General features: G+C 66.9%; 8 protein-coding genes and 1 pseudogene. 3 read left to right on the top strand and 6 right to left on the bottom strand.

The window, feature by feature from the left end; all coding sequences use genetic code 11:
- Positions 1-31: 31 nt before the first annotated feature.
- From QFZ42_RS26960 to xylF, 4 genes are all read right to left on the bottom strand, one after another.
- Positions 32-1,192 (bottom strand): ROK family transcriptional regulator, encoded by a 1,161-nt coding sequence (locus tag QFZ42_RS26960; RefSeq protein WP_307703902.1) that lies wholly within the window; start codon positions 1,190-1,192, stop codon positions 32-34.
- A 46-nt stretch (positions 1,193-1,238) separates the two neighbouring features.
- Positions 1,239-2,015, bottom strand: a complete 777-nt coding sequence (locus tag QFZ42_RS26955; RefSeq protein WP_307703901.1) for an ATP-binding cassette domain-containing protein — start codon at positions 2,013-2,015, stop codon at positions 1,239-1,241.
- Between the two features lie 363 nt (positions 2,016-2,378).
- On the bottom strand, positions 2,379-3,569 hold the full coding sequence (locus QFZ42_RS26950) for a sugar ABC transporter permease (protein WP_307703900.1): 1,191 nt from the start codon (positions 3,567-3,569) through the stop codon (positions 2,379-2,381).
- Positions 3,570-3,680: 111 nt separating this feature from the next.
- Positions 3,681-4,703 carry a D-xylose ABC transporter substrate-binding protein gene (xylF, locus tag QFZ42_RS26945; RefSeq protein ID WP_307703899.1) on the bottom strand — a complete coding sequence of 341 codons (1,023 nt, stop codon included), beginning with the start codon at positions 4,701-4,703 and terminating at the stop codon, positions 3,681-3,683.
- 240 nt (positions 4,704-4,943) lie between these two features.
- Between xylF and QFZ42_RS26940 the strand changes: the two genes are divergently transcribed.
- The 3 genes from QFZ42_RS26940 (at position 4,944) to QFZ42_RS26930 (ending at position 7,236) form a co-directional block, all read left to right on the top strand.
- Positions 4,944-5,375 carry a VOC family protein gene (locus QFZ42_RS26940; RefSeq protein WP_307703898.1) on the top strand — a complete coding sequence of 144 codons (432 nt, stop codon included), beginning with the start codon at positions 4,944-4,946 and terminating at the stop codon, positions 5,373-5,375.
- A gap of 11 nt (positions 5,376-5,386) precedes the next feature.
- A complete protein-coding gene (locus tag QFZ42_RS26935) occupies positions 5,387-6,298 on the top strand; it encodes an amino acid ABC transporter substrate-binding protein (protein ID WP_307703897.1) in 912 nt (303 codons plus the stop codon).
- A 71-nt stretch (positions 6,299-6,369) separates the two neighbouring features.
- Complete coding sequence (locus QFZ42_RS26930) at positions 6,370-7,236, top strand: LysR family transcriptional regulator (protein ID WP_307703896.1); 867 nt, start codon at positions 6,370-6,372, stop codon at positions 7,234-7,236.
- On the opposite strand, the gene QFZ42_RS26925 is transcribed toward QFZ42_RS26930, so the two are convergent.
- Together QFZ42_RS26925 and QFZ42_RS26920 are read right to left on the bottom strand one after the other, a co-directional pair.
- The gene (locus QFZ42_RS26925) at positions 7,230-9,806 is read right to left on the bottom strand and encodes a sulfite reductase flavoprotein subunit alpha (RefSeq protein ID WP_307703895.1); all 2,577 of its coding nucleotides are present in this window, start codon (positions 9,804-9,806) and stop codon (positions 7,230-7,232) included. The genes QFZ42_RS26930 and QFZ42_RS26925 overlap by 7 nt on opposite strands.
- Positions 9,807-9,852: 46 nt before the next feature.
- A pseudogene (locus tag QFZ42_RS26920) lies at positions 9,853-11,989 on the bottom strand (TonB-dependent siderophore receptor).
- Positions 11,990-12,083 lie beyond the last annotated feature (94 nt).

The following is a 12,083-nucleotide window of genomic DNA, read 5'->3' as shown; positions in this document are numbered from 1 at the left end:
CCGGTGGCGTTGCCGCTTCGGAGCGAGTCTTTTAGTTCGAAGGTATTCGATCTTCGCGCGCGGCGCGGGCACGGCGCGTGCGCGCATCGGGCTGAAGCGGCCGCAGGTATTCATGCAGCGCCAGCGCCGCCGCGCCGACCGCGGCCGCAAGCTCGCCGTAGCGCGCAAGGCGCAGTTCGGGCGCAGGCATGCCGGCCGCGTCGGCCTGCCGCTTGACCACCTTGAAGGCCGCTTGCAACAGGCCGGGATGGTTGGTGCACGATTTGCCGCCGAGCACGATGGCGCGCGGATCGAAGGTGACCCACAGGTTCTGCAGCAGCACACCCAGGAAAGCCGCCGCATGCGCCATGCCGGGCCCTTCGCGCTCCAGCGCGCGCGAGCCGAAGAAGGCCTCGGCGCAGCCCCGGCGTCCACACGAGCACAGCGGCCCGTCGACCTGCAGGATGGTGTGGCCGATCTCTCCGGCCATGCCTTGCGCGCCGGTGAAGAGGCGGTCGTTCAGCACCACGCCGGCGCCCACGCCCACGTCGCAGCTGACGAAGATCAGCGGGTCCCCGCCCTCGCTGCCGAAGAATTCGTATTCGCCGAGCGCGCCGGCATCGGCATCGTTCTGCAGCTGCACGGTAACGCCCGGCAGGCCCGCCGCGGCAAAGGCTTTCTCGAGCGCGGGCAGCAGGGCCACATTGCGCCACCCGAGGTTGGGCGCGAAGCGGACCACGCCGGTGCAATCGTCCACTGCACCCGGCACGCCGACGCCGATGCTCGACAGGCGCAGCCCCAGGCCGTTCAGCTGCGATTGCGCCGCCGCGGCCATGCGCGCAACCTGCGCGCACACGCCGGCCGGCGTGCTGTCGGCGAGCGCATGCGTGTCGGCGTGGAGCACCTCGCCCTGCAGGGAGACGCAGACGAGGCGCACTGTCTCGACGGCGATTTCGACACCCATCAATGCGCGCATGCCGACGTTGATCTGCAGCGGCGTGGAGGGGCGCCCCAGCCCTTCGGCAACGGTGGCTCCCGCTTCGCTGAGCCAGCCCTCGTCGAGCAGCTCGCGCACCAGCAGGCTCACGGTCGATTTGGTGAGGCCGCTTTCGGTGGCGAGCCGTGCGCGCGACAGGCCCGGCCGCGCACGCAGCAATCGCAGCAGCACGCTGCGGTTCATGCGCTTGAGCAGCTGCTGGTCGCCGATGGTCATGAGCTGGCCTGCCATCCACGAAGCACGACCGCGCCTGCGCCTGTCTTCACCTGTGCGCCTGCTCTTTTCCCTCGGGGCGCTTGCCGGCGATGATCATGCCGAGCACTTCGTCTTCGGTGACGTCCGCGGTGCGGTAGGTGCCCACGAGCTTGCCGTTCTTCATGACGGCGACACGGTCGCTGAGCGAGAACACGTCGGGCATGTCGTGCGTGATCAGGAAGATGCCGACGCCGTCGGACTTGAGCTGCTTCACGAGCCCGCCGACCATCGCGGTTTCTTCGGGACCGAGCGCGGCGCAGGGCTCATCCATGATGAGGATGCGCGCGTTGAAGTACAGCGCGCGCGAAATCGCCACCACCTGCCGCTGGCCGCCCGAAAGCCGGCGCACCGGAATGCGGATGTTGGTGAAGTTCTTGTTCAAGCGCTGGAACACCTTGCGCGCCTGCACTTCCATGAAATGATCGTCGAGCGTGTTCCAGCGCGTCATCTTTTCGCGGCCGAGAAAGAGGTTGGACACCGAGTCGAGGTTGTCGGCCAGCGCGAGCGTCTGGTAGATGGTCTCGATGCCTTGCGCCTGGGCCTCGGCGGGTGTGCGGATGTGAACCTTCTCGCCCGCGATCAGCGTGTCGCCGGAGTCGATCGGGTAGGCGCCCGCCAGCATCTTCATGAGCGTGGACTTGCCCGCGCCGTTGTGGCCTAGCACCGCGACCACTTCGCCGGAGTAGAGGTTCACGCTGACGCCGTCCACGGCCTTCACGCCGCCGAAGGCTTTGCGGATGTCCTTCAGTTCGACCAGCGGTTTTGAAGTGTCGGCCGTGGTCATTTGAATTCCTTTTGCGGTTCGGCAAGGCGCGGTTTTTTTGCACTCGGGCCGCGCTTATTCAGAGCGCGTGCACAGGCCACCGGGTACTCCCCTCCGCGAATGTCCCCCGGGCTTCGCCCTCCTCCTTGATTTCGCTGCGGGGAGCACCCGATGCCCTGTGCACTGGGGCACGCTCTGGGTGAACCGCCGATCAACGACTGCTCTGAATAACGCTCACGTCGATGGGGTGCCTTGCGCAGCGAAATCAAGGAGGAGGCCGCAGGCCGGGGGACATTCGCGGAGCAAGGTACCCCGTCGGCGGGAGCGTGCCCTGAAGCAGACCCTGAACAACGCGCCACACGAATCGAGGAGCAGGAATTCATCCTAGTTCTCCCCGAACTTGCGGCGATACAGCACGTCGAACACGACAGCCACGATCAGCACCTGCCCGATGATGACCATGCGCTTGCCGATGGGCACGTCGAGCAGCAGCATGCCGCTGTCGAGCGACTGCATGATGAGCGCGCCCAGCACCGAGCCGAAGATCGAGCCGCTGCCGCCCGCGAGCGCCGTGCCGCCGATGACGGCGGCCGCAATCACGTACAGCTCCATGCCCGAGCCGAGCGAATTGGTGCCGGCGTTGAGCCGCGCGATCGACACGATGGCCGCCACCGTCACCAGCACCGCGAGCAGCGCGAACAGCATCAGCGTGACGCGCTTCACCGGAATGCCCACGAGCGCCGCGGCGTCGGGGTTGCCGCCCATCGCGAACACATAGCGGCCGAAGCGCGTGCGGTGCACGATGAACGACAGCACGATCGCGACCACGGCCCAGATCAGCACCGGGATCGGCAGGCCCTGCGGCGCGTCCTTCGAGGCGATCTGGTAGTTGTTCATGACCGCCGCGAAGACGAACACCACGGCCACCGGTACCGCCGTCAGCAGCACCTCGATCCACAGCGGCTCGTTGGGCATCTCGTGATGGGCGCGCGCGCGGCGCTTCTGCAGCATGCGGCCGAACAGCACCACCGCGACGAACGCTGCAATGGCCCAGGTCGCTGCCGTGCCGATGCCGCCGTCGTAGCCGCCGCCCAGGCGCTGGAAAAACTCGTCGTTCACGGGCTGCGTCTTGCCGTCGGCCACGAGGAAGGCGGCGCCGCGGAACGACATCAGTCCCCCCAGCGTGACGACGAACGACGGCACGCCGAGCATCGCCGTGAGCCAGCCCTGGTAGATGGACACCAGCAGCGCCACCGCGAGCCCCGCCAGGCAGGCCGTGGGCCACGACCAGCCGGAGGTGTATTGCAGGTAGGCGATCAGCACGCCGACGAAGCCCATGACCGAGCCGACCGACAGGTCGATGTGGCGCGCCACGATGACCAGCACCATCACCGTCGAGACGATGCCCACCACGGCCGTCTGCTGCGCCACGTTATAGAGGTTCTCGGGCGAAAGAAACACGCCGCCGGACATCACGTTGAAGACGATGCCCATCGCGATCAGCAGCACGCTCATCAACAGCAGCCGCAGGTCGACGCCGGTGCGCCGCCACCAGCCTGGTGTTTGGTTGCTCATTTCCATTGCCCTCTCGAAGGTACAGGTGCGCGCCGCCTCCGGCCGGGCCCGCAGGCCGGCCGGCGCAGTGCTGCGCGAATCATGGGCGAGCGCTTGTGCTCGCCGCTGTTGCTACTTGCACGCCGCAGGCGCGCTGGCGGCCTGCACGCCCTTGCAGAGCTCGTCCTTCTTGATCCAGCCGGCTTTCACCACCACGTCGAGGTTGTCGCGCGTGACCGGCACCGGTGTCAGCAGGCGCGACGACAGCGAGATCTTCTTCGGCCCGGAGTTCCAGGGCGCGGCCTTCTCGACCGGCTTGCCCTGCGACAGCGCAATGGCGGCGCTGGCAGCTTCGCGGCCAAGTTCGCGCGAGTCCTTGAAGATGGTCGCGGTCTGCGTGCCCAGCGCAATGCGGTTGAGCGCCGCGAAGTCGGCGTCCTGGCCCGACACCGGAATGCCGCGCAGGCCCTTGGCCGTGAGCGCGGCCACCGCGCCGCCGGCCGTGCCGTCGTTGGCCGCCACCACCGCGTCGACCTTGTTGCCGTTCTTGGTGAGGATCTGCTCCATGTTCTTCTGCGCGACCTCGGGCTTCCAGCCTTCGGTGTATTCGTCGCCGACGATCTTGATGTCGCCCTTCTTCACGGCCGCGTCCAGCACCTCTTGCTGGCCCGCGCGCAGGAAGTCGGCGTTCGGGTCGCTCGGCGAGCCCTTGATGATCACGTAGTTGCCCTTGGGCTTGACCTTGAAGACCTCGCGCGCTTCCATGCGGCCGACCTCGACGTTGTCGAAGGTGATGTAGAAAACACCGGGCGCTTCGATCAACCGGTCATACGCCACCACGGGCACCTTCTGGCGCGTGGCCTTGGTGACGGCGGGAAGAATCGCGTCCTTGTCCATCGCAAGCACGATGAGCGCCTTGGCGCCCTTGGACATCAGCCCCTCGATGTCGCCCAGCTGCTTTTCGGGCGAGCCGCCCGCGTCGGCGCTGATGTACTTGGCGCCGAGCTTCTCGAGCTGCGCCTTGATGGCCGCCTCGTCGGTCTTCCAGCGCTCTTCCTGGAAGTTGGACCAGCTCACGCCGACGACGGTCTGGGCCAGTGCGCTCACTGCCGTGAGGCCGAAGGCCATGGCGGCCAGGGTGTGCTTGAGTTGCATCGGTGTCTCCTGTGATGGTGGTGCCCAGCGGTGTAAGAAATTAGTTAGTTTGAAGGGCGAACTAACTATCCCATCGGGGCAAGGGGCTGAGTACCCGGGAATTCCCGAGGAATGCAGGCTTCCTCGGGGCGCGCGAATCATCGGAAAAAATCGTGCTCAGCGAGAAAATATATCGTTTTCGGTTATGAGATCCGCTGCTTAAAGTTCGGGCCATCTGAACTCACCGATGCGATTTCCACCATGACTGCACCCACCGAAAGAATTCCGTTCCACCTGGCTTTCCCCGTTCGCGACATCGCCGAAGCCCGCGCCTTCTACGGCGAGCTGCTCGGATGCCCCGAGGGCCGCAGCGCGCCCGAGTGGGTCGACTTCGACTTCCACGGCCACCAGATCGTGGCGCACCTGGCCCCCGACGAATGCGGCCACAAGGCCAGCAGCGCGGTAGACGGCCACGACGTGCCGGTGCGCCATTTCGGCGCCATCCTTCCGATGGACACATGGCAGGCACTGGCCGACAAGCTCGTCGCGCGGCAAACCAAATTCGTGATCGAGCCGTACATCCGGTTCAAGGGCGAGCCCGGCGAACAGGCGACGATGTTCTTTCTCGACCCGTCGGGCAATGCCATCGAGATGAAGTCGTTCGCGAATCTCGATTCGCTGTTCGCGGTCTGAAGGGGGCCTGCGTGAAAACACACTTTCTTGTTGCCGGCGCCACTGCCGCGGCACTTCTGCTGTCCTTCGGGAGCGCCTTTGCGCAAACCGATACCTTGAAGAAGATCAAGGAGTCCGGCGCCATCACCATGGGCGTGCGCGACGCCTCGGGCGCCATGTCCTTCACGCTCGGGCCGGGCAGCTACACGGGCTTTCATGTCGAGGTCTGCGAGCGTGTCGTCGCAGACATCAGGAAGGCACTGCAGCTCGAGAAGATCAGCGTGAAGTACCAGCTGGTCACGCCGCAGAACCGCATTCCCCTGGTGCAGAACGGAACGGTCGACATCGAGTGCGGCACCACGACGAACAACGCGGCGCGCCAGAAAGACGTGGCGTTCGCGCCGACCCTTTATGTGGAAGGTGTTCGCATCGCCGTCAAGGCGTCCTCCGGCATCGTGTCTTCGGCGCAGTTTGCCGGCAAGGCGGTGGCCGCGACCACGGGTACCACGTCTGTCCAACTCCTGAGAAAACTCAAGCGCGAGGGTGCAGGCGACATTTCGGAAGTGCTCGCCAAGGACAACAGCGAAGGCTTCCTGCTGCTCGAGTCGGGTCGCGTGGACGGCTTCGCGGCCGACGGCCAGATCCTCGCCACGCTGATTTCCAAGAGCAGGGAGCCGGCGCAGTACAAGCTGCTCGACCAGGTCCTGAGCGTCGAGCCGATCGCGATCATGCTTCCCAAGGGAGACGACGCGTTCAAGAAGCTGGTCGACCAGAGCGTGATGTCGCTGGCCAGGAGCGGAGAGGCCGCGCGCATTTACGACAAGTGGTTCATGCAACCCATTCCGCCTCACAACTCGAAGGTCGGTCTGCCGGCCAGTGCCTTGACGAAGGCGGCCTGGGCCAATCCCACCGACAAGCCGATGGAAGCGTACGAAGCGCGGTAGCGCGGCCACGCACGCATGATCGGCCGTGATGAGTCATTGATCCGGGCATCGATTCTTGAGATGCTCGGGTCATGATCAACGAGCTCAGAACCTTCATCACCGTCTGCCGCCACGGAACGTTCGCTGCCGCGGGCGATCGCATCGGCCTGACCCAGTCGGCGGTCAGCAGCCAGATCAAGCGGCTCGAGGAGGCCCTGGGCTTCGCACTCTTCGACCGGACCGGGCGGTCCGCCACCTTGAATGCGGCGGGCGAGACCACGCTGGTGCGCGCCGAAGAGATCTGCGCTCTGTACGCCAAGCTCGGCGAGCTTCCGGACGATGCCGCCAACGGCGGGCTGCTGCGCATCGGCGCCATTGCCTCGACGCAGTCGACGCTGGTCGCTCGGGCGCTTGCAAAGCTGCGCAACACACTTCCCCTGCTGCGCGTTCATGTGTCGCCCGGGGTGTCCATGCGGCTGATGGACGACCTGGACGCCGGCAAGATCGACGCGGCAGTGATCATCCGGCCTCCGTTCGGCATCCTTCCGGACCTCACGTGGCAATCGCTGGTGCACGAACCGTATGTGCTCATCGCGCCGAAGAAGGTCGCCGGAAAAGATTGGCGCGCGCTCATCCAGGAACAGCCGTTCCTGCGCTATGACCGTGCATCCTTCGGCGGACGCATGGTGGAGCGGTTTCTCCGCCGCGAAGGCATCGCGGTCAAGGACTCCATCGAAGTCGACGAGATACCCGGCCTCATCCACATGGCCTCCAAGGGGCTGGGCGTGGCGCTCGTCCCGCTGGTGGAGGCGCACCTTCCGCTGCCTGCCAGCGTTCGCGCGCTACCCCTTGGCGAGCTCACGTTCTATCGCGAAGTGGGCCTTCTGCAACGCAAGCCGCGAGCCAGTCCGCCGGTCGTCGCGCAGTTTGCGCAGTGCCTGCGGGAAGCGGCTCAGTAGACATCGCGCCGGTAGCGCCCTTGCGCGACCAGGTTGTCGTAGACGGACACACCCAGCACGTCGCGCAGAGCCTCGTCGACGCCCGGCGCCATGCCCTCGAGGCTGCCGCAGACGTAGATCACGGCGTGGCCGGCGACCCATCGGCGCAGCACCTCGGCGGCCTCGCGCAGGCGGTCCTGCACGTACAGGCGTTGCGCCTGGTCGCGCGAGAACACCAGGTCGACGCGCTCCAGCACCCCGGCCGCTTGCCATTGCGCAACTTCAGCGGCGCAGAAGGCGTCGTGCGCGGCCTGCCGCTCGCCGAACACCAGCCAGTTGCGCCCCTGCCCTCGCCGCGCCCGCTCGCGAAGGTGCGCGCGCAGGCCGGCGAAACCCGAGCCGTTGCCGATGAAGATGCATGGCGCTTCATCGTCGACCGGCGCAAAGCCGGGATTGGACAGCAGGCGAAGCTCGACCGATGCATCGAGGGGCGCCCACGCGGTCAGCCAGCCTGATGCGACACCCATTCCGCTTCCGTGGCGGGCCTGGCGCACCAGCAATTGCACGCAGCCGTCGGCCGTGATCGATGCGACCGAATAGCGTCGCGGCGCCAGCGGCTGCAACGCGTCCGCCAACGCCTGCGCAGTTGCAACCGGAGGCGGCGCGGCGGGAAGCATGCTGCGAGCCAAGGCACCTTCGAGCGTGCACTCATGCGCGCCCCAACGGACGAGCGTGCGTCCGTCGAGCCCGGTGCGGCGCAGGAAATCTTCGACGGCATGGACGGGATGGCGCGGCAGCAATTCAACGAGCGCGCCGGGCATCCAGTCCGCCGAACCTGGGTTCGTCAACTCGAGTTCGAACAGAGGATCGCCCTGGCTGCCTGCGTTGAGCAAGGTCCGGCGCACGAGGCGCCAGGGCTCGAAAGGAGCCGCCTGGGGTTCGTGCGCCTGCCAGGCGCCGGACTGCACCTCGAAGGCTTCGGCCAGCGACTGCTGCCAGCGCGCGATGGCGCCGGCATCGCCGTTGCTCACCTCGATCATCGGAAACAGCGCCTGCGCGCCATGGCCGCGCAGATCGTGGTCCAGGGCCCGGCCGAAGCCGCAGAAGTTGGCGTATTGCCTGTCGCCCAAAGCGAGCAAGCCGTAGTGCACATGCTGCAAGCCGGCGCCGGTCTGCCGCGCGAACTGGCGCGCAAAGGCACGCAGGCTGTCCGGCGGATCGCCGTCGCCGAAGGTGCTGGCCACCAGCAGCACCTTGCGGTAGTGCCGCAGTGCGTCCACGCTCAACCGGACCAGCGGCTGCAGCACCACGGCAATGCCGGCCGATTGCAGCACCGCCGCCGTCTGCAGCGCGATGCGCTCGGCCTGGCCGGTCTGGCTTGCAAAGGTGAGCAGCACTGGTTCGGCGCCCGGCCCGGCCGGTTGCGGATGTAGTACAGGGTTCAGCCGCGCGCGCTCGTCGCGCACGGCGCGTTTCGTGCGCCGGCGTCCGAGGTAGAGCATCCACCCCGTGATCGCGAACAGCGCCAGGCCCAGGCTGCTGAGCAGCATCACGATGCGGCCCGGCAGCCCCCAATAGGTGCCCATGTGCATCGGATAGATGCTGTTGACCAGCCGGCCCGCGAGCGGCTTGTCGGCATAGCGCTCATGCCGGGCGGTTTCGCCCGTGGCGGCGTCGAGATACAGGCGGTTGCGTGCGCGCTCGTGCTCGGGGTGCGTGCGCAGGTAGGTTGCTTCGAGCTGCGATGCATTGCGGGTCGGCAGGCGCAGCGTGACAAGGCTCCAGTCGCCGTTGGTTTCTTCGAGGAAGGATCGCCACACCCGCTGCAGGTCGGGCTTGGGCACTGCCGCGGCTTGGGCCGGCGGCGCGGCGCCGCTCTGCATGCGTTGCGTGCGAACCATGCGGCCCTCGCCGGCGGCGTTGTCGACGGTCGAGCGCACGGCATCGAAGGCCCAGTACATGCCCGTGAGGCTCGAGACCAGGTACACGAGCAACGCGACGGTGCCGAACACGGCATGCAGGTTCCAGAGAAACGCGCGGCCGGTGAGCGCGAAGTCCAGCTTCAGCCAGGCCTGCCAGGCGAGGGGCCGGCGCGGCCATCGCAGGTAGAGGCCCGACAGCGCAAGAATCAGCAGCCCCACGGCCAGGGTGCCGGTGACAGGCTTGCCCGCATCGCGAGGCAGCAGCAGCCAGCGGTGCAGGTGCTCGACGAACTCGAAGAAGGCATCGCCCTTCGGTACAGGCAGCAGCTCGGCGGTCCAGGGATCGGCCAGCCGCACCTCGCCCTGCCGCTGGCCTTCCGGCGGCGCGAAATTGACGCGCGCCGGCCGTCCGGGCTCGGCGAACACGGTGAGCGCAGCGATCCGGCGTGCCGGATGCGACGCCTGCAGGTGTTCCACCAGCGCCGCGGGCAGCAGCGCCGCCGCGCCGTTCGGATTGGCCATGTGGCGCAGTTCGGGATTGATCGCATCGACGATCTCGGCGCGAAATGACAGCACGGCACCGGTCAGCCCGATGAGCACGAGCACACTGCCGGCCGTGATGCCGATGAACCAGTGGGTCTGGAACCAGAACCGTCTCAGAAAAGCCATGGAGAAAAAGAAGGATGTGAAGGGCCGCCGTTGCCTTGCGGGCTGATCAAAGATCGACCTTGAGCGTCGCCTTGATGCTGCGCGGCGCGCCGACCGCCAGCCGCGTTCCGGCCGCCGCCCAGTACCGCTTGTCGGCGACGTTGTCGACATTGACCTGCCACAGCGTGCGCCTGCCGAACAGCTGCGTCACGTAGCGCGCGCCCAAACCGAAGAGGGTGTTGCCGCCGATGAAGGCCTGGTTCAAGTCGTCCACCGGACGGCGCCCCGTGTAATACGCGCCGGCGTTGACCGACAGGCCCGGCACCGCGGCGATGTCGTACGAGAGAAATGCGCTGGCTGTTTGCTTCGCCGTGTTCTCGGGCATCTTGCCGTTGTATTGCGCGTTGATGCCGCGAAACTCGGCGTCGAGCGACTGGGCCGACAGCTGCCAGGCGAGCTCGCGCGTCAGGCGACCCTGTGCAGAGACTTCAAGGCCGCGGTAACGCTGGCGCCCGTCGGCCACGAAGGTGTTGGCGCTGTTGGTGTAGGCGCCGGGCCGTTCGATGTCGAACAGGGCGCCCGACAGCAGCAGGCCGCCGTCGGTGAGCCAGCGCAGGCCGATTTCCTTCTGCTTGCTCACGCCGGGCGGCATGTGGGCGTTCTGGTTGGCGGTGCCGGCGGGTGCGATCTCGCCTTCCTCGACACCCTCTGCATAGGAGACATAGCCCATCAGTGCGGGCGTGAATTTGTAGCTCAGCGCGGCAAGCGGCGTGGTCTTGCGCACGTCGTAGGCGATGGACGGAATCGTGGCGCTTGCGCCCTGCGTGCTCTCGTAATGGGTGCGGCGTGCGCCGAGCACCAGTTGCCATTGCGGCGAGAAGGTGATGCGGTCGAGCGCATAGAGGCCCAGTTCTTCGCTCTCCTGGGCGCCGGTGGTGGGCCGGGTCGGGAGCGCCGTCAGCGGCAAGTAGCCGATGGAGACCGGGTTGTACAGGTTCTGCACCGTGCTTGCGCCGCCGTAGTTGCGCTGGAAGATCGGGTCCTGGGTTTTCTTGCTGCGCGCGGCGCCGAGCGTGAGTTCATGCTGCACGCTGCCGGTCGAGAAGGTGCCGAACAGTTCGGTGCGAAACAGGTCCGAGGTCTGCTTCAGGCTCTGGTCGTTGCCGGTGATGCGGCCGGTGCCGGTGCGCACGTTGTAGTTGCTGAAACTCGCAAGCCGGCGGTCGCGCTCGGCTTCGGAGTGGCCGGCTTCCACGGTCAGCGCCCAGTTGTCGCTGAGCGAGTAGTCGGCGCGCAGCTGGGTGTTGGTGACCTCGGCATCGAACACGGCCCATGGCGGCCCGAGCAGTTTGTCGGGGTTCGGGAGGGCGGGCAGCGCGATCACGCCGTTGACGGCCGCGAGCCTGGTGATGCCCGCCTGCTCCGTGATGCGCTTGCGGTAGTTCTCGACGTCGGCCTTGAGGGTGAGCCGGCTGTTGACGCGCCAGTCGAACGCCGCCGACACGAACCGGCGGTGGCCGTCCACGTCGTCGATGTTGGAGCCGATGCGCCCACCGGCTGCGTTGATGCGCACGCCGTGCTGCTTCTGGTCGCCGAACTGGCGCCCGAGGTCGACCAGCGCCTGCGCCGAGCCGCGGTCGTCGACCGTGAGGCCCACGGTGCTCACGGGCGTGCTGCCGGCGCGCTTGGTCACGAGGTTGACGATGCCGGCCGGTGTGGTGAAGCCGTAGTAGAGCGCCGATGCGCCCTTCAGCACCTCGACGCGCTCCTTGTTCTCCATGGGAATTTCGGAGATGTTGGGAATTGCAAGCGAGCCGTTGAGCCTGTAGTTCGTCCGGTTTTCGACCGCGATGCCGCGGATCACGAGCTGGTCGAAGGTGTCGCCGCCGTTCTGCTGGCGCGTCACTCCGGCCGTGTTGCGCAGCGCCTCGTAGATGCTGGCCGCGCCCTGCAGCTCCAGCACGTCGCGCGTGACGGTGTTGACCGTCGCGGGCACGTCCAAAAATGCTGGCGCCGCGGAAAGTGCCGGCTTCCACGGTATTGGCGACGAACCCGCGGGTCGAGCTGGACTCGACCGTGACGGTGTCGAGTTGCCCGCGCACGCCGGCGGTGTTGGAGGCTGCGGTGTCGGCGGTACCGGCGATTTGCGCGTGAGCAAGGGTCCCCGCGAGTGCGAGAGGCGTTGCCAGAAAAAACTTGTGCATCGGAAAGGCAAGGGCGAGCGCTGCGCCGGTCGACGCGCGCTGCAGCCGGGAAAGAATCGTTCGGACGGGTCCGCCATTCTACCGATGCATTTGA

The organism is Variovorax paradoxus, from assembly GCF_030815855.1.
Classification (GTDB): domain Bacteria; phylum Pseudomonadota; class Gammaproteobacteria; order Burkholderiales; family Burkholderiaceae_C; genus Variovorax; species Variovorax paradoxus_M.
This window is presented reverse-complemented; position numbering and strand designations above follow the sequence as displayed.